The following is a 23,748-nucleotide window of genomic DNA, read 5'->3' on the forward strand; positions in this document are numbered from 1 at the left end:
ATCAGGCGGCCACCCGGCGAACGGCTTCGACCAGCTTGGCCGGGTCGAAAGGCTTGACGATCCAGCCGGTCGCGCCGGCGTCGCGGGCGCGCTGCTTCTTGGCGGCGTCGCTTTCGGTGGTCAGTACCAGCACCGGCGTCTGGCGATGGTTCGGGTCAGCGCGGACGCCCTCGATGACGCCGAAACCGTCCAGGCGGGGCATGTTGATGTCGGTGATGATGACGTCAGCGCCTTCGGCGCTCAGCGTCTCCAGCCCGTCGATGCCGTCGACAGCCTGAATCACGTGATAGCCCGCATCGACGAGGGCCATCATCAGCATGTCGCGCATAGTGCGGGAATCGTCGATGGTGAGGACGGTTTTGGTCACGCGGGCTCTCCCTGAACGGTCGCCGGGAGAGCGGCGCCGTACATCTTCCATTGGGTTTCGAAGGCTTCGGATGGGCTATCGATAGTGAGGTCCTGGCCGTCACGGGCCCAGGTCTGTTGCGCCGAGATCAACACCTGCAGGCACAGACCGCCGAGGCGCTCCACGGCCGAGGCGTCGATGGCGACCGGCTGGCCGCGAAGGCCCAGCAGGTCAGTCCGCAGCGGCTCCGCGTACAGGATGTCCAGAACGGCCGGCAGAACGACGGAAGCCGTCATCAGAACTCCTCCCAACCGTCTTCGGAAGCCACCGGATCAGGCCGGCGCACGGCGGCGGAACCTCCGCCCTGGCTTACGGTGCGCATCTGGGCGACCGGGCGATGGGCCGGCTGCGGCGCGGCGCGAGGGGCCGGAGCCGCGGCCCTCGGGGCGGCATGGGGTGCGCTGCGGACGGCGCCGGTCGGCGAGCCGATCTTGAAGCGCGACACCGACCCGGCCAGGCTTTCGGCCTCCTGCGACAGCGAGTGGCTGGCGGCGGTCGATTGCTCGACCATGGCCGCGTTTTGCTGGGTGACCTGGTCCATCTGGTTGACGGCGGTGTTGACCTGCTGGAGGCCGGTCGCCTGCTCCTGGGCCGAGGCGGCGATCTCGGAGACCAGGCCGTCGATCTCGGCGACGCGGCCGACGATGCGTTGCAGGGCCTCACCGGTCTGGCCAACCAGGTTGACGCCGGTGTTCACCTGGGTGGTCGAGGCCGAGATCAGAACCTTGATCTCCTTGGCGGCTTCGGCCGAGCGCTGGGCCAGGGCCCGGACTTCGGAGGCGACGACCGCGAAGCCGCGGCCGGCGTCACCGGCTCGGGCCGCCTCGACACCTGCGTTCAGGGCCAGCAGGTTGGTCTGGAAGGCGATTTCGTCGATCACGCCGATGATCTGGCTGATCTCCTGAGCCGACTTCTCGATGGCGCCCATGGCCGAGACGGCGTCGCGGACGACGTTGCCCGAGGTCTCGGCGTCGCCCTTGGCGGCCTGGACGGTGTCAGAAGCCTGACGCGCGCCCGAGGCGGTACGGTTGACGGTCGCGGTGATCTCGTCGAGCGCGGCGGCGGTTTCTTCCAGCGAGGCGGCCTGCTGTTCGGTGCGGCGTGACAGGTCGTCGGCGGCCTGGCTGATCTCGCCCGAACCCGAACGGATGGCCGCGACATTGGTGACGACCACGGACATGGCGTCCTGCAGCTGGGCCACGGCGGCGTTGAAGTCGGTCTTCAGCTGTTCAGCGCGCGGCGCGACCTGGGCGGTCATGCGGTGCGTCAGGTCGCCCCCGGCGATGGCGGCCATACCCTGGGCCAGGGCCCCGATGGCGACGGCGTCTTCCTCGGCGATGCGGGCCTTCTCGGCCTCGGCGTTGGCGCGGTCGATCTCGGATTGCGAGCGGTTGGCCAGGGCCTCCTGCTCAAGGCGGATCTTGTCGAGGGCGGCGTCACGGAAGGCCAGGACGGCGACGCCCATCTGGCCGATCTCGTCCTTACGCTTGGCCTCGGGGATTTCGATGTTGTTCTCGCCCGCCTGCAGCTTGCGCATATAGCCGGCGATCTTGAGGACCGGGGTGGCGATGGCGCGCGACAGCACCATGCTGGCGGCGACGGCGATCAGCATCGTCATGGCCAGGCCGATGTAGAGGCTCCATTCGGCGATGGTCGTGGCCTTGGCCTGCAGTTCCTTGGCCTTCTCCAGCTCGGCCATGTTGACGGCCTTCAGACCTTCGATGGCGTCCTCGACCGGACCCATGGCCGTGTCGGCCTCGCCGTCATGGCTGACCATGGCGTTCGCCTGCGCCTTTGTGGCGGGGTTGGCGGCCAGGGCCAGGCCCTTCTTGACGACCAGGTCGTACCAAGCGTCCGCCGCCTTGCCGGCCTCGTCGATCTTGACGTCGGCCTCGGGCGAGCCCGCGCCCTTCAGCTCTTCCAGCTTGGTCTTGAAGCTGGCGCGGTGGGTGTTGATCCGCTCGATGTAATAGGCGTCGCCCGACACCAGATAGCCGCGGAAGCTGTTTTCCTGACGGGCCAGCGAGAACTCGGCGGCCGAGGTGTCGCGCACCATCTCATTGCCGGTCGTCCGCAGTTCGTCGGACTTCCTCAGCTCCATCAGGTTGAAGCCGATGGTCCCGCCCATGGCGACGATGGCCGTCAGGACGACGGCGAACGCGAGGATCAGTTTGCGGCTGATGGGAACATTGCTGAGGTGCATGACAGGTCCTTAGTCGAGGGGTCGCGGACGGGCGGTCTTCAGGGCTAGATGCCCTTCAAATCAGAGAGAAAAGGTTAATGCGGCCACCAAACGGCCGTCGTACTGGTTGCCGTATTCATGGCCGTCGGTGTCGTACCAGCGCAGATCGACCGCGATCCGGTCGTTCAGCTTGCGCTTCACGCCCAGGTTCCAGGCCGTGTATTCGGCCCCGCCGTCAGCGGTGCGGTCAGCAATGGCGACCGTCGCCTTGGTCCTGGAATCGAGAGAAACCCCACCCTGCAGCTCGACCCACCAGGCCTCCTGCGTCGCGGCGAAACCGTCGTGGGTGTAGTTGACGCGGAAGCGCGTCGAGACCGGCCCGAACTTGCGCGAGGCGTCGACCTGGTACTCGGTGTAGTTGGCGTCGACGCCCTTGCGGGTGCCCGGCAGGTCGCGATTGATGATCGCGGCGTCGAAGGCGACGCCCGAGACGGTTCGGCGATATCCAATAGTGGTCAGAACTTCAGCGTCGGCGCCCTGCGACAGTTCAGCAGTCGCGGCGAACAGACTGCCGTAGAAACCGTTGTGATTGACTTCGATCGAACCCGAATAGCTGGTCTGGTCGTTACTCTTGCCGACGCCCTTGCCGAGATACTGGCTGGCGACGCCGACCTGAACCGACACCGGATCCGCAGCCTGGGCCGCTCCGGCCAGCATCATCGCCCCGATGACGCCGGAAATACCGCTCATGGCGATTCGAATTACAGTGTTCTTCAGTATAACTTTGGTCATATTTCGCCGTTCTGGCAGTCGCCGTTGTCGTTAAGGTTGAGGCAAAGGGCTAATATTCTTCGTAAATCGCTCTCTACGTAAAAATACCTACCGCTTGCTAAGCCGCGGCTTCGAGGCCTTCAGAGGGGCGGCGGCGGGGACGGGAACCGGTGTCTTCGCGGGGCGTCGAGACGACCGCCCGGATGGTCCGCACCAGTCCCTGAACATCGACCGGTTTGTCGAACCAGGCGTCTGCGCCGGCCACTTTCATTCGTTCCTGAATGCCCGGATCGTCCTCGCTGGAGACCACGAAAACCGGCAGATCCAGGAGGCGGGGATCACGCCGGATCAGCCTGACGAATGCCTCTCCATTCAGGCGTGGCATGTTGAAATCGGTCAGGATCACATCGGGCTCGAAGGCCCGGAGACAGCGCAGGGCGGCCCTCGCCCCTTCGGCCGTGACGACCTCGCAACCGGCGGCGCGAAGAATGCCGCCGAGCACCTGTCTGATAGCCGCGGAGTCGTCCACGACCAGTATGCGCACAGCGTCAGTCATCGTCAGGCCCTCCGTCAGAGGACCATCGATAATGTGCAGGTGCGAAGCGGGCGTAACTTTCGGATTAGGGTGTTTTGCTTACGTATTTACCCTTAACGAACGCGATGCTACGAACGGATAGGGTAAGGGGCAAGAAAACAGGCCGTGCCGAGCGTCGCCCAAGTGAATTCCGCCACAGATTCGCCACCATTCATGGCGCGCATCGCTGCGATCTCGAACTGGGCCTCCAGGGGGCCGAACGGCTATGCCCTCGCCGTCGTCGCCGTGGGACTGGCGCTTCTGGCCCGCCTCGGTCTCGAGGCCTTCGGCAAGTTCTACTATCTGCCCCTCATTCCCGCGGTGATGCTGCCGGCGATGCTCGCGTCGCGGCGGGCGACTGCCCTCGCCATCGCCTTGTCCATCGCCGCCAATGTGGTCCTGGTCTCGCGCGAAAGCGCCGTCGACGCAGTGGTCAACGCCCTGCTCTTCGCCCTGGTCGGCGCCGCGATCGGAGAGATCGGCCGGGCGCGCCGGTCGCTGAAGGAACGCTCGCTGGAGCTGAAAACCCAGCTCAACACCCGAAACGCCACCATACACGCCATGCTGGCGTCAGCGCCGGTGGTGACCCTCGACTCCCGATCGGTCATCCTGGCCATCAGCCAGCCGGCCTGCGCCCTGTTCCGGGTCGCCGAACGCGAAGCCACGGGCCGGCCGTTCCAGGAGTTCGTCGAGTTCTTCGACGCCGGCATCATCAGATCCTCGCCGCCTGGCGAGTATTCAGCCGACCAATACTGGCTGGGCCGCCGCGCCGATGGCGACGTCTTCCCTCTGGGCATCCAGCTGGCCTTCGTCACCGGGGACCCCAAAACTTCGGAAGCCATCCTGACCCTGACCGATCTCAGCCTGTGGCATTCGGCCGAGCTGAGAAGCCAGGAGCTGAGCGATCAGCTGAACCAGGTCTGGCGCATGAACTCGCTCGGCGAGATGGCCGCCATCCTGTCGCACGAGCTGAACCAGCCCCTGACCGCCGCGGCCAGCTACCTCCAGGCCAGCCAGGTCGATCTCGGGCGCGCGGGCATCATCGCCGACAGCGCCAGCCGCACGGTCGAACTGGCCAAGAGCCAGGTGCTGCGGGCCGGCGCCATCATCCGCCGGGCGCGTGAGCTGCTGACCGTCGAAACCCAGCCGCTGGAGCCCGAGCGGATGTCCTCGATGATCGACGACCTTGGGCCGATCATCCAGCTTCTGGGCCCGGCCTCCGACGCCAGCATCCAGATCGACATCGACAATATCGACGACCGGGTCATGGCCGACCGGATCCAGTTCCAGCAGGCCATCGTCAACCTGGTCCGCAACGCGGTCGAAGCGGTCGCCGATCGGGACCGGCGCGAGGTCCGGCTGGTCGGCCGCCCGACCTGCCCCGACTTCTACGAGGTCCGGGTCGAGGACAGTGGCCCCGGCGTCCCGGCCGATCAGGTCGAGCGCATGTTCGAACCCCTGATGACCACCAAGTCGGACGGCATGGGCCTGGGCCTGTCGGTCACCCGCACCATTGTCGAAAACCACGGCGGCTCACTGACCGTCGGCCGCAGCGCCATGGGCGGGGCTGCGTTCACGTTCAGTCTCAGCCGAGCGAAGGAGGAACCGAACCCGTGACGGTGTCCGTTTTTGTCGTCGAGGACGACTTCGCCGTAAGGGACTCCCTGGTCCTGCTGCTTCGCTCCGAAGGGATGCGGGCCCGCGGTTTCGCCAATGGTGAGGAGTTTCTCGACAACCTGCCCAACGACCCGGTGGCCTGCGTGGTCACCGACCTGAGGATGCCCGGCGCCGACGGCTTCGAGGTGGTGCGCAAACTGGTCGAGCTGCGCGGCGAGGCCTGGCCCATCGTCGTCATCACCGGCCACGCCGACGTCTCGTCGGCGGTCGAGTTGATGAAGGCGGGGGTCACCGACTTCATCGAAAAGCCGTTCGAGCCGCATCGCCTCGTCGAGACCCTCAAGGGCTGCATCCGCCGCGTGGAAGAGGTCGGCGCCAGTCTGGAGCGGCGCGCCGACATCGACCGGCGGCTGTCCCAGTTGACCGCGCGCGAGCGCCAGGTGTTCGAGGCCCTCGCCGGCGGGCTGTCGAACAAGGAGATCGCCGGTCAGCTCGACATCAGTCCGCGCACCGTCGAGATCTTCCGCGCCAAGGTCATGAGCAAGATGGAAGCCGCCAATCTGTCGGCGCTCGTACGGATGAGCCTCGGCCTGACGTGACCGGTTGACGGGGGCCTCGCGAATCCCCTCATGAGAGGGATGGCCAAACGTCCTGCGTCTCCCCGCTCTACATCTCCGCGGGCCGCTTCGACCGCCCCCTCCCCCGCGCGTCGGAAGACCCTTTCGGCCGCCAACCTTTCGGCGCTGGGCGCCGATGTCCTGGCCGAACTGCTGATGCAGGCCACCGTCGGCGACGCCAATCTGAAGCGGGTGCTCAAGCTCGAACTGGCCGCCGCGGTCGGAGCGCCCGATCTGGCGCTTGAGATCGACAAGCGACTGACGGCTCTGGAGTCTTCGAAGACCCGCGTCTCCTGGCGCAAACGCCCCGAACTGGTCGCAGACCTTCAGGCGCATCGCCGCATGATCGTGGACCGTCTGGCGCCGCTGGACGCGCGGTTGGCGCTGGACCGGCTGGTCGCCTGGTTCGACCTCTATTCAGGTCTGGCGGTGCGGGTGAAGGATCCCAAGGGCGAGCTGGCCGCCCTGTTCTTCGACGCCGCTCCCGATCTGGCGACCGTGGCCTCCGCGGTCGGGCCGGACGCCGTACCGATCCTGGCCGAGGCCGTGGAGACGCGGCTTTCCGACTGGGGCGGCTGGATCGGCCGCGCGGCGCCGACGATGAGCGAGCCGCTGGCGGCCGGCCTCCTGAAGGCGCTCACCGCCGGACGCCCCCGCCCGACGGGACGCCGGGCCCTGGTGGTGCGCAAGCTTGCGGACCGGGCTGGCGACGTCGAAGCCTGGGCCGCCGCCTTTTCCGACGAGGACCGGCTCAAGCCCGATGTCGGCGCCGAGATCGCCCGCCGCCTCGCCGAAGCCGGCCGCCCGGTCGAGGCCCGCGCGGCTCTGGACGCCTCGAAGCCGCGCATCGCCGCTCCTTCCCGGCTGGCCCTTCGCGCGAAGACGCCCGCAGCGCCCGAGCCCTCCGCCCTCTGGGAGGCCGCCGAGATCGCCGTGCTCGACGCCGAGGGCCGCCCCGAGGACGCCCAGACCGCCCGCTGGATCGCCTTCGAGCGCACCCTGTCGGAGGCCCATCTGCGCGCCCACATCGCCCGGCTGGCTGATTTCGACGACGTCGAGGCCATCGACCGCGCCCTGGCCTTCGCCGCCGGCTGGTTCGACGCCACGGCGGGCCTCCGGTTCCTTATCAACTGGCCCGCCCTGCGCGAAGCGGCGACCATGGTGCTGGCCCGCGCCGACGAACTCCACGCCACGGCCGAGGACACAGCGCTCTGGGCCGGGCGGCTGGAGGGGCGCTGGCCCAATGCGGCCCTGGCCCTGATCCGCTCGCGCGCCCGGGCCCTGGCGCGTCAGGGACTGGGCCGGTCGGACGAAGTGCGGGCTCTGTCGGCCGAGGCCGCTCATCTGGCCGAACTGCCCGGCGCCCTCGACACCCTGCCCAGCCACGCCGACTTCATCGACGAGCTCGAAATCCTGTCCCCGGCGCCGCGAGGCCGCCTCTGGCGCTAGGCCCCTCGTCAAGCCAGGGCGAAGGTCGCGCCGGTCAAGGTCTCCGCCCCCCGGCCGATCGCGGCGATCGCCTCGATCATCCGCCCCCGCCGCCCCAGCGCCGCATCGGCCAGGGCGACCAGTCGCGGATTGGGCGTCGCAAACGGCGCCGTCTGCCTCAGCGCATCGGCCAAGGCCGCCTCTTCTCCCGGCGCCCTTATCGCACAGGCGACCGCATAGGCGGCCGCGGGAGACCGGCTGACGCCCGCCCAGCACTGGATCAGCAACGGCGCAGTCCGCGGCCAGCTCCCTGCGAAGGCCAGCAGCTGCCCCACATCGGCCTCCATCACCGGCTGCAGCCCGTCCCGTGGCCCGTCGATGTCGTGGAAGCTCAGTTGCAGCCGCGCGACGCTGGCGGGAAGCCGCGCCATCTCCGCCCCCGGCGAGGCCAGACCCACGACATGCGACGGTCGCCAGATCCGGATAGCGTCCTCGACCTCATGCAGGGGAGCGACGACGATCATCCGGCGATCAGCCCCGCGAAGACGACCAGAAATCCGATCTCGAACGCCTGCTCGGTCGCCCCGAGTGTATCTCCCACCCAGCCGCCGATCAGCCGACGGGCTGTCACAGCCATCAGGATCGCGACCGTCGCGCCTGCGACCACCGCCCCCGCCGTCGCCACGGGCGCCAGCAGGATCGCCGGAAGCATGGCCAGCAAGACGAACGTCAGCCCGACGCCGACCTCAGCCGTCGTCACCCCGTCCGCCGTCGGCTTGACCTTGGTCGCCGCCCGGTCGCCGGCGTAGGGCAGCCACCGCATCGCCAGCACTGCCGCGCCGCGCCCTCCGGCATGGGCGGCAATCAGTGCGAGCACCACCGATGAGACCGGCGTCTCGGCCAAGGCCGCGACCTTCAGCGCCAGCGCGAACCCGAGCGCCAGCACCCCGAACGTCCCGAGCCGGCTGTCCTTCATGATCTCCAGACGACGCTCGACCGTCTGTCCGCCGCCCAGCCCGTCGGCCGTGTCGGCCAGTCCGTCCTCGTGAAAGGCGCCGGTGATCAGTATGCCCGCCGCCGTCGCCAGCAGGGCTGCCAGAGCGCCGCTCCAGACCTGCGCCGCCGCGATCAGCACAGCGCCGGACGACAGCCCCACCAGCGCCCCGACCAGAGGGAAATAGCGCGCCGACCGTGCCGTCCAGTCGGGCTGGAAATCCTTGAGCGTCGGCACGGGAACCCGGGTCAGGAACTGCACCGCGGTCAGGAACAGGGCCAGCTGACGGGGCATCAGATCCGTCCGGCCAGAACGTCATCCAGACTGGCGACCTCGGACAACAGGGCGCAGGCCGCGCGCAGCAGGGGCAGGGCCAGCAAGCCCCCGGTCCCCTCCCCGAGCCGCAGCCCCAGATCCAGCAGGGGCTCGGCGCCCAGCGCCTTCAGCATCCGCTCGTGCCCGGCCTCCGCCGAGCGATGGGCGAACACGCAGACGTCGCGCACCTCGGGCCGCAGCCGGATCGCGACCAGCGCGGCAGCTGTGCAGATGAAGCCGTCCACCACCACCGGCGTCCTGCGCTCCGCCGCGCCGTGGATCGCCCCGGCCATCATGGCGATCTCCAGTCCGCCGAACTGACGCAGAACCTCAAGCGGATCGGTCGCTTCGGACCGGTCGGCGGCGCGGGTCAGGACGGCCAGCTTGTGCGCCAGACCCGCCGCGTCATGGCCGGCGCCAGCCCCGACGCAGTCCGCCAGCGGCGCCGGCGCCAGACGGTGCATCAGCAGGGCCGCCGAGGCGCTGTTGCCGATGCCCATTTCGCCCAGCACGATGACCTCGGCCCCACGATCAATGGCGACGGCGGCCTGTTCGGCGCCGCGACTCAGGGCCAGCGCGACCTCGTCCTGCGTCATCGCCGGTTCGCGGGCGGCGTTGCGCGTTCCCTTGCGGACCTTGGCGTCCACCAACGCCGGATGGCCGGGCAGATCGGCGTCCACCCCCGCATCCACGACTGCCACCTCGGCCCCGACCGCACGGGCGAAGGCGTTGGCCGTGGCCTTGCCGGCCAGCAGCGTGGCCACCATCGCCTGGGTCACCGCCGACGGATAACGGGACACCCCGTCCTCGGTCAGTCCGTGATCTCCGGCGAAGACCAACAGGGTCAAGGCGTTCGCACGCGGCGTCGCGCTCTGCTGGATCAGGGCCAGCCTCACGGCCAGATCCTCGATCCGCCCCAGCGATCCCGGTGGTCGGGCCTGGGCGTCCAGATGCGCCCGCAGGCCAGCTTCAGTGATCACAGCTTGAAGTCCTTCAACCCGGCGAGCTTGGCCAGGGCGGCGATGTCGAGATGGGCTTCCAGGGCCTCGGCGATCTCGTCCAGGGCCGCATCGACGCAGACCCGGTGGTCGATCGCATCGGAGGCGGCGCCCAGTTCGGCCAGCAGGGCCGCCCGCGCCTCGCCCCGGTCGAACAGCCGGTGGACGTAGCAGCCAGAGACCCGACCGTCGGCCGAGACTGCGCCTTCGCCCTTGCCGTCTTCACGCAACAGCATGGGCCGCGTCAGCCCCTCGCCGGTCGTGCGGCCGATATGCATCTCGAACCCCTCATAGGCGCCGTCGCCGACGACGGTCCGGCCACGGCAGGGCTCCAGCACCTTGTCGCCGCCCAGCACGGTGTCGATCTCCAGCAACCCCAGCCCCTCGGCCGTCCCTGCCTCACCCTCGATCCCGTCCGGATCGGCGACGGTGTGGCCCAGCATCTGGAAGCCGCCACAGACGCCCAGAACCCGTCCGCCGCGGCGGACGTGCGCCCGGATATCGATGTCCCAGCCCTGCGCGCGGATGAAGGCCAGATCGGACAGGGTCGCCTTGGAGCCCGGCAGGATGATCAGGTCCGCATCGCCCGGCAGCGGCGCCCCCGGAGGCACATAGATGAGATCGACCGATGGCTCGGATTGCAGCGGGTCGAAGTCGTCGAAATTGGCGATGTGGCGCAGGATCGGCACGGCGATCCTGAGGCGGCGATCCGCCCGATCAGACGCCTCGCCCAGCACCACGGCGTCCTCCGCCGGCAGACGCCGCGCCGCCGCCAGCCAGGGCACCAGCCCCATATCCGGCCAGCCCGTGCGTTTGATGATCTCGTGGCGGCCGCAGTCGAACAGCTTCGGGTCACCCCGGAACTTGTTGATGATGAACCCTTTGATCGCGTCGGCCTCGTCCAGCACGACCTTGGCGCCGACCAGGGCGGCGATGACATGGCCCCGGTCGATGTCGCCGACTAGAACCACCGGCACCTCGGCGGCCAGGGCGAAGCCCATATTGGCGATGTCGCCCTTGCGCAGATTGATCTCGGCCGGACTGCCTGCCCCCTCGACCAGAACCAGATCGGCTTCGTCTTCCAGCCTCCAGAAGCTGTCGAGCACGACGTCCAGCAGGGCGGCCTTGCGGTCCTGATAGGCCATCGCCTGATAGCTGGCCTCGACCTGACCGCGCACCACCAGCTGGGCGCCGACGTCGCTCTGGGGCTTCAGCAGAACCGGGTTCATGTGAACCGTCAGGGGCGTGCGACAGGCGATGGCCTGCAGCGCCTGGGCGCGACCAATCTCGCCGCGACGGCCGCTCTCGTCCGGCTCGGTGACGGCCGCGTTGTTGCTCATATTCTGCGGCTTGAACGGGCGAACCGTATAGCCCCGGTTGGTGAACAGCCGGCACAGACCCGCGACCAGCACCGACTTGCCGACGTCGGAGCCGCAGCCCTGTATCATCAACGCCGCCATGCACGACCTCCGCGAGACGAAAGTGTCGCGACCGCCATCCATAGCAGACCGGTTGAACGAACATAGATATTCAAAGCGCGTTTCAGGTCTGCGACGGTGGGCGCCGGACCCTCGCCGAAGACCGGACGGTCGGTCATCACGCCGTCATAGGCGACAGGGCCGCCCAGCCTCACGCCCAGCGCTCCGGCCATGGCGGCCTCGGGCCAGCCGGCGTTGGGTGAGGCGTGATGACGGGCGTCACGCAACATGACCGTCCAGCCGCCGCCTCCGGCCATCGCGATCAACGCCCCGGCCAGCCGTGCGGGCGCCAGGTTCATGACATCGTCAGTGCGGGCGGCGGCCCAGCCGAAATCCTTCCAACGGGGCTCTTTGTGGCCGATCAGGCTGTCCGCCGTATTGACCGCCTTGTAGGCGTAGAGGCCCGGCAGACCGGCCAGAGCCAGCCAGAAGGCGGGCGCCACGACGCCGTCGTTGAAGCTTTCGGCCAGGCTTTCGATGGCGGCCGTCGCGACGCCAGACGCGTCCAGCTCCGCCGTATCCCGCCCCACGATCATCCCGACAGCGGTCCGGGCGGCGGGCAGATCGTCCGCCTCCAGCGCCTTCGCGACGGCGGCGACGTGGTCGTACAGGCTGCGCTGCGCGAGGCCGAGAGTCGCGGCCAGAACCGGCGCGGGTCCCGGCAGGCGCGAGGCCGCCAGCCCGGCCAGAGCCGCCACCCCCGCCGTCGCCAATACGGTCGCAACGCCCGACAGACGCCTCGCACGCGGGGAACGATCGCTCCGGTTCAGCCGCCGCTCGCCCGCATCGATCAAGGCGCCGAGACCCATGACCGGATGCGGCAGGCGGCGGTGCAGACGGTCCGGATAGCCGACCACCGCCTCGACCGCGAGCGCGGCCAGGGCCAGTGATGCGTGGGCGAATGGAGCGCCCCCTCTAGGCACGCCGGATGACATCGATCAGCGGTCCGCCGGGGCCTGCGGTCACGGTCGCCTCCACGCCATAGGCGCGCCTGAGCACCTCGGGCGTCAGGGCGGTCGCAGGCGGTTCGTCAGCCATCACGCCCCCCTCCGCCAGCACGATGATCCGGTCGGCCATGCGCAGGGCCATCGACAGGTCATGCAGGGTCACCACCACCCCCACCCCGCTGTCGGCCAGACGCCGGAACAGGGCCGCGGCGTCCAGCTGGTGCGCCGGGTCGAGGCCGGTCAGGGGCTCGTCGGCCAGCAGCCATTCCGGCTCCCCTGCCAAACCCCGGGCGATCAGCACCCGCGCCCGCTCGCCGCCCGACAGGGTGTCGACGATGCGATGCTCGAATTCCCGGACGTTGGCCGCCGTCATGGCGCGATCCACGGCGGCGCGGTCGACCTCGGTCTGGCCTCGCGCGCCGATGAAGGGGGTGCGGCCCAGCTCGATCAGAGTCCGCGCCTCGACCGACCAGGCGATCTCCGGCGTCTGGGGCAAGAAGGCCAACCGTCGGGCGCGGTCGCGCGACTTCATCTCCGACAGCACCGCGTCGTCCAGCATGACCGACCCCGTGGACGGCGCCCTCAGGCCGGCGAGGCAGGACAGCAGGGTTGACTTGCCGGCGCCGTTGGGACCGACGATGGCCGTCACCGTGCCGACGTCGATCATCAGGGACACGTCCGACAGGATCGTCTTACCGCCGATGGCGACGCCGAGGCGGGAACAGGACAGAAGGCTCATGCGATCGTCCTCCTGAGACGCAGCAGCAGCGCGAGGAAGAAGGGCGCGCCCAAGGCCGCCATGGCGACGCCCAACTTGACCTCTCCCGCCGCCGGGGTCAGCCGCACCAGAACGTCGCCGGCCAGAACGATCACCGCCCCGCCGAGGATGCTGGGGACCAGCAGGGCGCCGGGCCGCGCTCCGACCAGCGGGCGCAGCAGGTGCGGCGTCACCAGTCCGACGAAGCCGATCACCCCCGTCACCGCGACGCTGGCCCCGGCGGCGAGGCCGACGCCCAGCGCGATGCTCCAGCGGGTCACGCGCATGGACACGCCCAGCGACCGCGCGCCCGTCTCCCCCAAAGTCAGGGCGTCCAGCGCCCGGCCCGTGGTCAGCAGCAGGCCGCAACCCGCGACGATGAAGGGCAGAGCCATCTTCACCTCCTCGAAGCTGCGGTCGGCCAGCGAGCCCATCAGCCAGTCGACGATCTCGTTCACGGCCCAGGGATTGGGCGCCAGCGACAGGGCCAGCGACACCCCCGCGCTCGACAGGATGTTCAGGATCGCCCCCGCCAGCACAAAGGTCACCAGACTGGAGGCCGAACCCGACAGCAGCATCAGGATCGCCACCCCGATCAGGGCTCCGCTGATCGCCGCCACCGGCAGGGCCCAGGGCGCGACGGCGGTGACGCCGTAATAGAGGGTCAGGACCGCGCCCAGCGCCGCCATTGCCGAGACGCCCAACACGCCCGGATCGGCCAGCGGGTTGCGCGTATAGCCCTGCAGCACCGCGCCCGAGAGACCGAGCGCGGCGCCCACGGCGATGCCCAGCAGGGTGCGCGGCAGGCGCAGCTCGAACACGATCGCCCAGCGCGGATCGAGGTCCGGCTGCGTCCAGGCGCTGAACGGCACCCAGACCTTTCCGGAGATCAGGCTGAGGCCCGAGAGCAGCAGCAGCAGGGCGATCAGCCCCGCATAGAGAAGAGGTCGGCTGACCGGTTTCATGCTCGACCTTTCAAGGCGCTTTCACGGGCCCGCGACAGGGCGGCGGCGGTCTGGATCAGAACCGGGCCGCCGCAGAACAGCAGCTTCTCGGGGAAGGTCGCGCGTTGCATATGGCCCGCGACGTGGCTGAGCGCCGGATGGGTCATGACGCGCAGGGCCCAGTTCGGCGCGCCGGGCCAGGCCTCGCCGGCGAGCAGCACCTGCGGCGGGTCGGCGATGATCCGTTCGAGCGGCACGCGCCTGGAGCTCTTCAGTCCGTAACGGGAGGCCGCATTGTCCAGCCCCATCCGCCGCATCATCTCGTCCATCAGGGTGCCGGGACCGGAGGCGAAACCGCCGGGCATGAAGACCAGCGCCGACAGCCGCGGCGTCCCCGGCTTCGGCGCAGCCGCCGCCAGCGCCGCCTCGATCCGCGCGATCAGGACCTCGCCGCGCTCCGGATGACCGACGGCCGCCGCGACCTCGCGCACCTGCTCCAGGCTTTCCGCGACCGTCTCGGGCACGCCAAACAGGGCGGTAGGAATCTTCAGCCGATCCAGCGCATTGCGTGTCGCCAGCGAGGAGTGCCGTCCCGTCATCACCAGATCGGGCCGCAGGGCGATCACCTCCTCCGCCGTCTCGTAGGTGAACGGCAGGGTCCGGGCGACGGGGGCGAAGGTCGAGCCGTAATCGTCGCGCGCATAGTGACTCAGAGCCGCGATCTGCTCGCGGTCGGCGACGTGGATCAGGATGACGTCGAGGCACGGATTGAGCGACACGATCCGCTGCGGCCTGTCGTTCGCAGCCGGAGCCCGCGCCGGCGCCGGCGCGACGCCGCAGCCGGCCAGCATCGCCAGCCCGCCCGCCGCCAGCACTGTCCGCCGGTCGACTGTCATCAGAAGTCGATCCCCCGCTGGGCCTTCACGCCCTGTTCGAACGGATGCTTCACCAGGGTCATCTCGGTGACCAGATCGGCGACGGCCAGCAGCTCGGGCTTGGCGTTGCGGCCGGTGACGCAGACATGCTTGCCCTTGGGCCGCGCCACCAGTCCGGCGACCACGGCGTTGATGTCCAGATAGTCGTACCGCAGGGCGATGTTCAGCTCGTCCAGCAGCACCAGATCCAGCGTCGGATCGGCGATCATCTCCAGCGAGGTCGCCCAGGCCGCCTCGGCCGCCGCGATATCCCGCGCCCGATCCTGGGTGTCCCAGGTAAAGCCCTCGCCCATGACCTCATAGCGGACCTGATCAGGAAATTTGCGGAAGAACTGACGCTCGCCGGTGATCCACTTGCCCTTGATATACTGGACGATCCCGACCTTCTGGCCCCAGCCCAGGGCGCGGGCGACCATGCCGAAACCGGCCGTCGACTTGCCCTTGCCGTCGCCGGTGTTGACGATCAGGAGGCCGCGCTCCTCGGTCTTGGAACGCATCAGTTCGCGGCGCTCGGCCTGCAGGGCCTTCATCGCCTCCGTATGCTCGGCGTCCGTCTGATCGGTCATCGTGAAGCCTCCAGAGCGGCCTTCAGCCGCCGCCAATTCCTTTTGCCCGGCAGACCGAAACGGATCAGCGTCGGATCGTGGGGGAAGGTTCGCACCAGAAGCCCCTGCTCCGCCAGCCGGTACGCCCGCCCCTTCGCATCCTCGCAACGCGCCAGCCGGAACAGGCTGGTCCCGCCCACGATCTCGAACCCCGTCGCCTTCAGTTTGGCGTCGAGCCGTTCGGCATCCCAGATCAGGGCGGCCCGCGTCTTCACCGCCCAGGCGTCGTCGGCATAGGCGACCCGCCCCATGGCGATAGCGTCGCCGCTGACCGGCCAGTCGCCGGTCCGCTCGCGTACCCGCTGCGCCAGGGTCGGGCTGCCGACCACAAAGCCCAGCCGCAAACCGGGCAGGCCGTAGAATTTGCCGAACGAACGCAACACCACCGTCCGTTCGGTCAGATGCGGAATGGCGCTCATCGTCGGGTCGGTGTCGATGAAGGATTCGTCGATCACCAGCCAGCGCCGCCCGGCCGCCGCGACCAGTTCGGCGCCCGGTGTCATCGCCCCGTCCGGATTGTTCGGATTGACCACGACCAGGGCGTCGGTCGGTTGCTGGAACAGGGCCGATCGCTCGACCTCGGTCGTCTCCACCCGCGCCTGCCGCCAGGCGTCGGCATGGCTGCCGTAGGTCGGCGCCGCGATGGCGACCCGGGCCACGTCCAGCAGACCGGGTAGCAGTCTCAGCCCCGCCTCGGCGCCCGGCACGGCCGCGACCTGTTCAGTATCGCAGCCGAAGGCCTTGGCCGCCGCTGCCTCCAGCGCCGCCGTCTCCACCGGATCGGGCAGCACCGTCAGGGCCGTGGTCGGGGCGCGAACGCCCCGCCAGCCGTCAGGATTGATCCCCGTCGACAGATCGAGCCAGGGCTCCGGCGCGGACGGATGTTCCGCCCGCGCCGCCGCCAGTCGCCCGCCATGAAAGAGGGCGCCTGCCATACCCCTAGAACCGGGCCCGCACGCCGACGAAGGTCCCGCGACCGGCCGTGCCGTAGTCACGGGTCGTCTCGTACTTCTCGTCGCCGACGTTCTCGACCCGGCCATAGATCTCGACCGCGTCGTTAATCGGATAGGACGCCCGCAGATCGACCAGGGTATAGGGCTCCAGACGCTGGGAGTTGGACGCGTTGTTGAAGCTTTCGCCCGCATACTGGACCGCGACAGTCGTCGACAGGCGGAACGGCCAGACATAGGTCGCCGACAGGTTGGCCGTCTCTTCCGGGCGACGCACCAGACGCTTGCCGTTGTTGGCGCCCGCCGATTCATTGGTCGCATCGGTCCAGGTGTAGTTGGCCTGCACCTCGAACGGACCGAGGTAGGCCGCGCCGGCCAGTTCGACGCCGTCCGCCTCGGTCTTGGCGGTGTTGTTATAGTAGCCAAAGCGGTTGACCGGCGCTCCGGCGCCGATCGATCCGGGCACGAAGCACAGCGGCGCCGCGGCGACGGTCTCGGTTCCATTGCAGGAGACGAAGTCGATCTGGTTGGTCGTATCCCGGCTGAAGTACGTCGCCGACAGCATCAACTTGTTGTCGAAGAAGTGCTGTTCGACACCGGCGTCCCAGCCGTCCGCCTCTTCCGGTAGCAGGGCTGTGTTCCCGTACTCGCTGTAGAGCTGATACAGGCTCGGCGCCTTGAAGCCCTGACCGAAGCTGGCGCGCAGCACGGTCGCGCCGTCATTCAGCGACCAGGCCACGGCGGCCTGCCCCAGGGTCTTGCCGCCGAAGGTGTCATGCTCGTCGCGACGCACCCCGCCGGTCAGGGTCAGGCCGGAAACCACCTCGCCCTGAACCTGCAGATAATAGCCGTCGAGGCCGACCGAATTAGCCGTCGGCGCGGGATTGGGGTCGAACGCCGACGGTGAGGCCGTACGGAATTCAGAATCCTCATGCTCGGCGCCGAAGGTGGCGACCCAGCCCTGCGCGATATCGAACACGCCCTGGTATTCGTACCGCTTGTTTTCGCCGCGCGCATCGAAGGTCAGGTTGGTAACGGCCTGGGCCGGGTCGAAATTCTTGCGGATGGTCTGGGTGTACGCATAGGCGACGCGGTTCTTCAGCCGATCGTCGAACAGATCGAAATTCAGCCCGGCATAGGCGACCAGATCCTTGGTCGTGGCGTATTCACGCGTGTCGCCGAAGGCATAGGTCGGGGCCGGGAAGCCGTCGATATCGGTCCGGCCGTTTGACCAGACCGAGCGCAGGTCGATGGAGACGTCGTCCGACAGCTTGATGTTCAGGCGGCCGCTGAGGCCGGTGTTCTCATAGCCGTCCTTCTCGGTTCCGCGCACGAAGGTCGAGAAGCCGTCGGTCTGGTAGTGCGAAGCCGCAACGCGCCAGTTGATGTATTCGCCGGCGCCGCCCACGCCGCCACGCAGATAGGAGGTGCCGCGCGAACCGGCCTCGGCGTTCAGCGATGCCTGGAACGGACGGGTCGGCTCGGCGGTGATCAGGTTGACCACGCCGCCGATGGCCTGGGAGCCCCAAAGGGTCGACTGGGCGCCGCGCAGGATCTCGATCCGGGCGATGTCGCCGGTCAGCAGGTTGCCGGGGTTATAGCCGCTGCCCGTCGACGAGGGGTCGTTCAGCTTCACGCCGTCGATGACATAGACGGTCTGGTCGGCCTCGGCGCCGCGGATGCGCAGCGAGGTCGTGGTCCCGATGCCGCCGTTGCGCGACAGGCTGACGCCGGGCGTGCGGACCAGCAGGTCGACGATCTCGACCGTCTGGCTGGCCTCGATCTGCTGGGTGGTCAGGACGGCCACCGACTGCCCGACGCGGTCGGCCGCCTGGGCCGAACGGTTGGCGGTGACGACGACGTCGCCCAGCAGGGTCGAGTCCTCGGTTTGCGGGGCAGTTTGCGCCGAAGCGGCGTTTGCGGTCAGGAGAAGCGCGGCTGTCGCGGCGCCCAGGTACAGTTCAGGTCTCATAGCGGGTCCAATCCCTTGCTCGACAACGAGCCGGCCGAACGAGACCATGATCGGTTGCGGACGCGCCCGGTCACGGCCGCGCTCGCACGCAGCCCAACAGACGTCGTCATTCGGGAAAGACCCGTTCCGCTCGGCACACCACGTCCGCGCGAAGGACGACCACGACGGGCAGGTCTCCTGGCTCACGGGTCAATGCCGGTGCGCACCGCCTTCCCAGGCCGTCCGGCTTTCGCCTTCGGGGTCCAGTGGCTAATGGTGCGCGGGCTCGCCGCTTACAGTTGCGTGGGCAGTCCGGGATTTACACCCGAGTTCCCTTTTCATCCCCGTTTCCGGGGAACCTGTCGCGAGGCCGACTTAGGCCAAAGCGTAGCGGCAGGCAATGGAGTGTCTTGATGCCGACCACGCTCGTTCTCGGCGGCGCCCGCTCCGGCAAGACGGCTCATGCCCAGAACCGCGCCGAATCCATCGCCGCCCCGATGCATCGCCGCCTTGTCATGATCGCCACGGCCCAGGCCTTCGACACCGAAATGACCGACCGGATCGCCCGCCATCAGGCTGATCGCGACGACCGCTGGACCACGGTGGAGGCGCCGCTGGACCTGGCCGCCGCCCTCGCCGCCCTGGCGCCCGACGACGTCTGCGTGGTCGACTGCCTGACCCTGTGGCTCAGCAACCAGATGCTGGCCGAGGCCGACATCGAGGCGGCGTTCGATGTGCTCGTGGACGCGGTCGTCGCCTGTCCGGCCGATCTGCTGCTGGTCTCCAATGAAGTCGGCTGGGGCATCGTCCCCGACAACGCCCTCGCCCGCGCCTTCCGCGACCACGCCGGGCGTCTGCATCAGCGGCTGGCCAAGGTCGCCGAAGAGACGATGCTGATCGTCGCCGGCCTGCCGCTGAGACTCAATTAGAGGAATTTATTCCTGCGTTGTGCTTGCGCCGCTGAACAGGTGTCGCCATGTCACAGGGTGGGTCTTTGAAATGTTCAGCCTACCCCTCGCCGCCCGGTGCGCCGAGGGTCCGATTTCGCATAATCTGGCAGTCTCGGTCACACCGAATTTGCCAAGCTTCTGTTTTTACTCAATATCGATGGCAGGATTTGGCAGTCTGTCACCCCGTTTTCGAGGCGCCCTGCCCAAACCCCTCACGCGCAGCCGTCGCGGAACAGGGTGATGAAGGCCAGCGACCCGTCGTCTTTCGAAAGCCCCTGCGGCTCGCGATAGATCACGAGCTTGCCGTCGGCGACGCCGCAGATCACCGTCTTGCCGTTCCTCTGACGCGCCGGGTCGAAATGAACCTCGGTCGCCCCTGCCGCCTTCGCCGCCGCTTCGGCCCGGCGGGCGAAGCCCGGCTTCTGATGGCTGTAGGTCCAGTAGGCCACGACCGCCAGGACTATGGCCCCGATCCAGCGTATCCGATTGGCGCCCGGGTCGCTCGACAGCGACTTGGGTGCGCGCGGGCCCGCACTGCCCTGCGTCCAACGTGGCCGCATCACGAGGGCGTCTCCCCGATGGCATAGCGGGCGACGACCCCATCCGGCTGCCAGTCGTGCCGCGCCAGACTGTCCAGCGACCGCTCGACCAGGTCGTCGAACAGGTCGCGGTCCCCCGCCGTGATCGCCTGCTTCAGATAGTCGGTCACCACTGCCCGCACGGGGAAGGTTCCAACCGGCCCTGGGATGCTCAGCGCCAGCCGGATGCCGCTGTCGATCCAGTGGACCACGGTGTCGAAGAAGTCGTCGGACAGCAGGAAGTCGGAGCGCTCGATGACATAGAGGGTGATATCCCCCTCGGTCAGGCCGTCGGGCCGGACGATCACCCCGCTGCGGTCGGGCCGCCAGTCGTCTGACAGCTCCACCACCCGCCAGACGCAGAACCAGGTCCGGCAGGTCTGCGGCCGGATCGCATGCACGCCGCATCCCGCCCCGTCGACGCAATAGGCGCACAGCGCGCCCGTCGGCTTGGCCAGTTCGGGCAGGTCGAGCGGAATATAGCGGCAGCACTCCACGCAGCCGCCGCAGGTCCGGTCGGGCAACAGAGGCAACCCGGTCATGGTCGGTCCTTGATCATGGCTCGGCCTACCTCACCCGTCCGAGAAACCGAAGGGCGTACTGGTCCGGCGGATATCGTCGGGCAGGATCTGGCGGCCGATGGGCGGCGCGGACCGGGCCGTGCACTCCATCCTCTGGCACAGCCGGCAGGTGACCCCGATCGGCGTCGGATCGGGCTCCGGCGCGCCTTGCGTATAGATCAGCCGATGGGCGTGCTCGGCCGCGCACCCCAGGGCGATGGCCCGCTCGACCCTCTGGGCCCCGAAGGCGCCGCCGCCCGCCGTCACCGTCCGGGCGATGGAGAAGAAGCGCTGGCCGTCGGGAAGCTCCAGCCACTGGGTGACGATTTCCCGAGGCGTCCGGAAGGCCAGATGCACCGACCACAGCGGGCAGCCCCCGCCGTGCCGCGCGAAGGAGAAGCCGGCCCCGTCCAGCCGCTTGGAAACATTGCCCGCCGGATCGACCCGGATGAAGAAGAAGGGCACCCGCTCCTGCCCCGGCTTCTGCAGGGTGGTCAGCCGGTGCGCCGTCTGTTCGAAGCTGGTCCCGAACTGCCGGGCCAGGGCCTCGACGTCGTAGCGCCGGGTCTCCGCCGCCCGGGCGAAGGCCGTATAGGGCATGACCATGGCCGCCGCTGCATAGGAGGCCAGCGCCCGCTTGGTCAGCCGCTCCCCGCCCTCGGTCGCGAAGACGCCGCCCGCCGCCACCGCCTCGATGTCGGCCCTCAGGTCCAGCCAGGCGATCTGCAGCGCCAGTTGGAACTGCCGGCTGGCGCCGTCCAGGGTGTCGTCCAGCAGCACTTCGCGCCGGTGCAGGTCATAGCGCCGGATCGAGCCGACCATGACGTCGGGCGGCATCCGCCGGGTCCGCAGGCCGTGCGTCTCGCTGAGATAGCCCTCCAGCCCGCCTGCCTCCACGGCCGCCGCCGCCAGCCGCTCGGCCGCCTCGTCCAGCACCGGGAAGCTGTTGCGCCGCGCCGCCAGGAAGCGCCGCGACTCGGCGACCGGATCGGCGCTGTCGGCCCCGTCAGGATCGATCGCCTCGACGCTGCGGTCCGCCAGCGCCAGATGCTCCTCCTGATAGGCGGTATAGAGCCTCAGCAGGGCCTCGGTGACGCCCGGAAAGTTGGTGACGAGGTCGGCGTTCTCCAGCGACGGCAGGTCGATGTCGGCGAACATCGGATCCTTCAGCGCCGCGTTCAGCCGGGCCGCGATATCGGTCGAGGCGTCTCCGGCCAGGGTCGCCATGTCCAGCTTGTAGGTCTGGGCCAGCCTGAGCAGCATTTCGGCGCTGAGCGGCCGGTGGTTCCGCTCCAGCAGGGCGACATAGGAGGCCGAGACCTCCAGATCAGAGGCCATGTCCGCCTGGGTCAGGCCGAGGTCGCGCCGAAGCCGCCTGAGGCTGGGCCCGACATAGAGGCGGCGTTGAGCGGGCATGGAAAACGGCCTGAAAAGTCAGCGTCGGTCGAGACATTACATCATTACAGGAAAATCTTGTAAAGTTTGACAGCTTCACCGCGAAGCCTCTGCCCGAGCTTGAACCTCACGCTTACGGATGCGCTCAACGTCATCTCCGTGCGTCGAGGAACATCCCATGTCCTATCAGGATCACATCACCCAGGTCGCTTCGCTGATCGAAGCCAAGGCCGCCCCCTGGTCCGGCATCTCGGCCGAGGCCGTGGCCCGCATGCGGCTGCAGAACCGGTTCCGCACCGGCCTCGACATCGCCCGCTATACCGCCGCCATCATGCGCAAGGACATGGCGGCCTATGACGCCGACCCGTCGAAGTACACCCAGTCGCTGGGCTGCTGGCACGGCTTCATCGGCCAGCAAAAGATGATCTCCATCAAGAAGCATTTCGGCACCACCGACCGGAAGTACCTCTACCTGTCCGGCTGGATGATCGCCGCCCTGCGCTCGGAGTTCGGCCCCCTGCCCGACCAGTCGATGCATGAGAAGACCTCGGTCCCGGCCCTGATCGAGGAGCTCTACACCTTCCTGCGTCAGGCCGACGCCCGCGAGCTGGGCATGCTGTTCCGCGATCTGGACGCCGCCCGCGAAGCCGGCGACGCCGCCGCCGAGCGCAAGGCGCTGGACGCCATCGAGGGCCACCAGACCCACGTCGTGCCGATCATCGCCGACATCGACGCCGGCTTCGGCAATGCCGAGGCGACCTATCTGCTGGCCAAGAAGATGATCGAGGCGGGCGCCTGCGCCCTGCAGATCGAAAACCAGGTCTCCGACGAGAAGCAGTGCGGTCACCAGGACGGCAAGGTCACTGTCCCGCACGAGGACTTCCTGGCCAAGGTCCGCGCCTGCCGCTACGCCTTCCTGGAGCTGGGCGTCGAAGACGGCGTCATCGTCACCCGCACCGACTCGCTCGGCGCCGGCCTGACCAAGCAGATCGCCGTCTCGAACGAGCCCGGTGATCTGGGCGACCAGTACAACAGCTTCCTGGACTGCGAGGAGATCGCGCCCTCGGACCTGAAGAACGGCGACGTCATCCTGAACCGCGACGGCAAGCTGCTGCGACCCAAGCGCCTGCCGTCCAACCTGTTCCAGTTCCGCGCCGGAACGGGTGAGGACCGCTGCGTCCTGGACAGCATTACCTCGCTGCAGAACGGCGCCGACCTGCTGTGGATCGAGACCGAGAAGCCCCACGTCGAACAGATCGCCGGCATGATGGACCGCGTCCGCGAGGTCATCCCCAACGCCAAGCTGGTCTACAACAACTCGCCCTCGTTCAACTGGACGCTCAACTTCCGCCAGCAGGTCTTCGACGCGATGCAGACCGATGGTCAGGACGTCTCCGGCTATGACCGCGCCAAGCTGATGAGCGCGGCCTATGACGAGACGCCTCTGGCGCTCGAAGCCGACGAACGCATCCGCACCTTCCAGGCGGACGGCGCGAAGCGGGCGGGCATCTTCCACCACCTGATCACCCTGCCGACCTACCACACGGCGGCCCTGTCCACGGACAATCTGGCCAAGGAGTATTTCGGCGACGCCGGGATGCTGGGTTATGTCGCGGGCGTCCAGCGCAAGGAGATCCGTCAGGGCATCGCCTGCGTGAAGCACCAGAACATGTCCGGCTCGGACATCGGCGACGACCACAAGGAATACTTCGCCGGCGAGGCCGCCCTGAAGGCCGGCGGCGTCCACAACACGATGAACCAGTTCGGCGAAGCCGCCTGATCCATCGATACGGCTA

General features: G+C 68.5%; 24 protein-coding genes and 1 riboswitch. Of the genes, 5 read left to right on the top strand and 19 right to left on the bottom strand.

Going from position 1 to position 23,748, the window contains the following annotated elements:
- Position 1: 1 nt before the first annotated feature.
- The 5 genes from AC07U0_RS01160 to AC07U0_RS01180 all read right to left on the bottom strand — a co-directional run bounded on the left by AC07U0_RS01160 (position 2) and on the right by AC07U0_RS01180 (position 3,915).
- A complete protein-coding gene (locus AC07U0_RS01160; RefSeq protein WP_207868367.1) occupies positions 2-367 on the bottom strand; it encodes a response regulator in 366 nt (121 codons plus the stop codon).
- On the bottom strand, positions 364-642 hold the full coding sequence (locus tag AC07U0_RS01165) for an STAS domain-containing protein (RefSeq protein WP_494718202.1): 279 nt from the start codon (positions 640-642) through the stop codon (positions 364-366). Before AC07U0_RS01165 ends, AC07U0_RS01160 begins: the two co-directional genes overlap by 4 nt.
- Entirely contained in the window at positions 642-2,609 is a 1,968-nt protein-coding gene (locus AC07U0_RS01170) for a methyl-accepting chemotaxis protein (protein ID WP_494718203.1), read from the bottom strand. Before AC07U0_RS01170 ends, AC07U0_RS01165 begins: the two co-directional genes overlap by 1 nt.
- A gap of 60 nt (positions 2,610-2,669) precedes the next feature.
- A complete protein-coding gene (locus AC07U0_RS01175) occupies positions 2,670-3,338 on the bottom strand; it encodes a TorF family putative porin (RefSeq protein WP_494718204.1) in 669 nt (222 codons plus the stop codon).
- Between the two features lie 139 nt (positions 3,339-3,477).
- A complete protein-coding gene (locus tag AC07U0_RS01180; RefSeq protein ID WP_494718205.1) occupies positions 3,478-3,915 on the bottom strand; it encodes a response regulator in 438 nt (145 codons plus the stop codon).
- A gap of 192 nt (positions 3,916-4,107) precedes the next feature.
- Between AC07U0_RS01180 and AC07U0_RS01185 the strand changes: the two genes are divergently transcribed.
- Genes AC07U0_RS01185 through AC07U0_RS01195 form a run of 3 tightly spaced genes read left to right on the top strand, consistent with a single transcriptional unit; the run spans position 4,108 to position 7,616 of the window.
- Complete coding sequence (locus tag AC07U0_RS01185) at positions 4,108-5,550, top strand: sensor histidine kinase (protein ID WP_494718206.1); 1,443 nt, start codon at positions 4,108-4,110, stop codon at positions 5,548-5,550.
- Positions 5,547-6,149 carry a response regulator transcription factor gene (locus tag AC07U0_RS01190; RefSeq protein ID WP_494718207.1) on the top strand — a complete coding sequence of 201 codons (603 nt, stop codon included), beginning with the start codon at positions 5,547-5,549 and terminating at the stop codon, positions 6,147-6,149. The genes AC07U0_RS01185 and AC07U0_RS01190 overlap by 4 nt, the downstream gene beginning before the upstream one ends.
- Positions 6,150-6,188: 39 nt before the next feature.
- Entirely contained in the window at positions 6,189-7,616 is a 1,428-nt protein-coding gene (locus AC07U0_RS01195) for a DUF6880 family protein (RefSeq protein ID WP_494718208.1), read from the top strand.
- A gap of 8 nt (positions 7,617-7,624) precedes the next feature.
- Here AC07U0_RS01195 and AC07U0_RS01200 read toward each other — a convergent pair whose 3' ends face one another.
- Genes AC07U0_RS01200 through AC07U0_RS01250 form a run of 11 tightly spaced genes read right to left on the bottom strand, consistent with a single transcriptional unit; the run spans position 7,625 to position 18,490 of the window.
- A complete protein-coding gene (locus AC07U0_RS01200; protein ID WP_494718209.1) occupies positions 7,625-8,119 on the bottom strand; it encodes a tyrosine phosphatase family protein in 495 nt (164 codons plus the stop codon).
- Entirely contained in the window at positions 8,116-8,883 is a 768-nt protein-coding gene (gene cobS / locus AC07U0_RS01205; protein WP_494718210.1) for an adenosylcobinamide-GDP ribazoletransferase, read from the bottom strand. Before cobS ends, AC07U0_RS01200 begins: the two co-directional genes overlap by 4 nt.
- On the bottom strand, positions 8,883-9,884 hold the full coding sequence (gene cobT / locus AC07U0_RS01210) for a nicotinate-nucleotide--dimethylbenzimidazole phosphoribosyltransferase (RefSeq protein WP_494718211.1): 1,002 nt from the start codon (positions 9,882-9,884) through the stop codon (positions 8,883-8,885). Before cobT ends, cobS begins: the two co-directional genes overlap by 1 nt.
- Complete coding sequence (locus tag AC07U0_RS01215; RefSeq protein ID WP_494718212.1) at positions 9,881-11,362, bottom strand: cobyric acid synthase; 1,482 nt, start codon at positions 11,360-11,362, stop codon at positions 9,881-9,883. The genes cobT and AC07U0_RS01215 overlap by 4 nt, the downstream gene beginning before the upstream one ends.
- Positions 11,350-12,315: an adenosylcobinamide-phosphate synthase CbiB gene (gene cbiB, locus AC07U0_RS01220; RefSeq protein WP_494718213.1), complete on the bottom strand. Its 966-nt coding sequence runs from the start codon at positions 12,313-12,315 to the stop codon at positions 11,350-11,352. Before cbiB ends, AC07U0_RS01215 begins: the two co-directional genes overlap by 13 nt.
- Positions 12,296-13,066: an ABC transporter ATP-binding protein gene (locus AC07U0_RS01225; RefSeq protein ID WP_494718214.1), complete on the bottom strand. Its 771-nt coding sequence runs from the start codon at positions 13,064-13,066 to the stop codon at positions 12,296-12,298. The genes cbiB and AC07U0_RS01225 overlap by 20 nt, the downstream gene beginning before the upstream one ends.
- Positions 13,063-14,049, bottom strand: coding sequence for a FecCD family ABC transporter permease (locus tag AC07U0_RS01230; protein ID WP_494718215.1), 987 nt, complete (start codon positions 14,047-14,049; stop codon positions 13,063-13,065). The genes AC07U0_RS01225 and AC07U0_RS01230 overlap by 4 nt, the downstream gene beginning before the upstream one ends.
- Positions 14,046-14,924 carry an ABC transporter substrate-binding protein gene (locus tag AC07U0_RS01235; RefSeq protein ID WP_494718216.1) on the bottom strand — a complete coding sequence of 293 codons (879 nt, stop codon included), beginning with the start codon at positions 14,922-14,924 and terminating at the stop codon, positions 14,046-14,048. The genes AC07U0_RS01230 and AC07U0_RS01235 overlap by 4 nt, the downstream gene beginning before the upstream one ends.
- A complete protein-coding gene (gene cobO, locus AC07U0_RS01240) occupies positions 14,924-15,529 on the bottom strand; it encodes a cob(I)yrinic acid a,c-diamide adenosyltransferase (RefSeq protein ID WP_494718217.1) in 606 nt (201 codons plus the stop codon). Before cobO ends, AC07U0_RS01235 begins: the two co-directional genes overlap by 1 nt.
- Positions 15,526-16,503, bottom strand: coding sequence for a threonine-phosphate decarboxylase CobD (cobD, locus tag AC07U0_RS01245; protein WP_494718218.1), 978 nt, complete (start codon positions 16,501-16,503; stop codon positions 15,526-15,528). The genes cobO and cobD overlap by 4 nt, the downstream gene beginning before the upstream one ends.
- Before the next feature lie 4 nt (positions 16,504-16,507).
- Positions 16,508-18,490, bottom strand: coding sequence for a TonB-dependent receptor plug domain-containing protein (locus tag AC07U0_RS01250; protein WP_494718219.1), 1,983 nt, complete (start codon positions 18,488-18,490; stop codon positions 16,508-16,510).
- Between the two features lie 150 nt (positions 18,491-18,640).
- Positions 18,641-18,847: riboswitch (cobalamin riboswitch) on the bottom strand.
- Between the two features lie 35 nt (positions 18,848-18,882).
- On the opposite strand from AC07U0_RS01250, the gene cobU reads away from it, so the two are divergent.
- Positions 18,883-19,398: a bifunctional adenosylcobinamide kinase/adenosylcobinamide-phosphate guanylyltransferase gene (cobU, locus tag AC07U0_RS01255; protein ID WP_494718220.1), complete on the top strand. Its 516-nt coding sequence runs from the start codon at positions 18,883-18,885 to the stop codon at positions 19,396-19,398.
- Between the two features lie 233 nt (positions 19,399-19,631).
- Here cobU and AC07U0_RS01260 read toward each other — a convergent pair whose 3' ends face one another.
- The 3 genes from AC07U0_RS01260 to AC07U0_RS01270 are packed head-to-tail and all read right to left on the bottom strand — an operon-like array spanning position 19,632 to position 21,973.
- Positions 19,632-19,982, bottom strand: coding sequence for a hypothetical protein (locus tag AC07U0_RS01260; RefSeq protein ID WP_494718221.1), 351 nt, complete (start codon positions 19,980-19,982; stop codon positions 19,632-19,634).
- On the bottom strand, positions 19,979-20,539 hold the full coding sequence (locus AC07U0_RS01265; RefSeq protein ID WP_494718222.1) for a hypothetical protein: 561 nt from the start codon (positions 20,537-20,539) through the stop codon (positions 19,979-19,981). The genes AC07U0_RS01260 and AC07U0_RS01265 overlap by 4 nt, the downstream gene beginning before the upstream one ends.
- Positions 20,540-20,569: 30 nt before the next feature.
- The gene (locus AC07U0_RS01270; RefSeq protein WP_494718223.1) at positions 20,570-21,973 is read right to left on the bottom strand and encodes a helix-turn-helix domain-containing protein; all 1,404 of its coding nucleotides are present in this window, start codon (positions 21,971-21,973) and stop codon (positions 20,570-20,572) included.
- Between the two features lie 157 nt (positions 21,974-22,130).
- Between AC07U0_RS01270 and AC07U0_RS01275 the strand changes: the two genes are divergently transcribed.
- Positions 22,131-23,732 (top strand): isocitrate lyase, encoded by a 1,602-nt coding sequence (locus AC07U0_RS01275; protein ID WP_494718224.1) that lies wholly within the window; start codon positions 22,131-22,133, stop codon positions 23,730-23,732.
- Positions 23,733-23,748 lie beyond the last annotated feature (16 nt).

It is taken from the genome of Brevundimonas sp. GW821-FHT02A10, assembly GCF_059422025.1.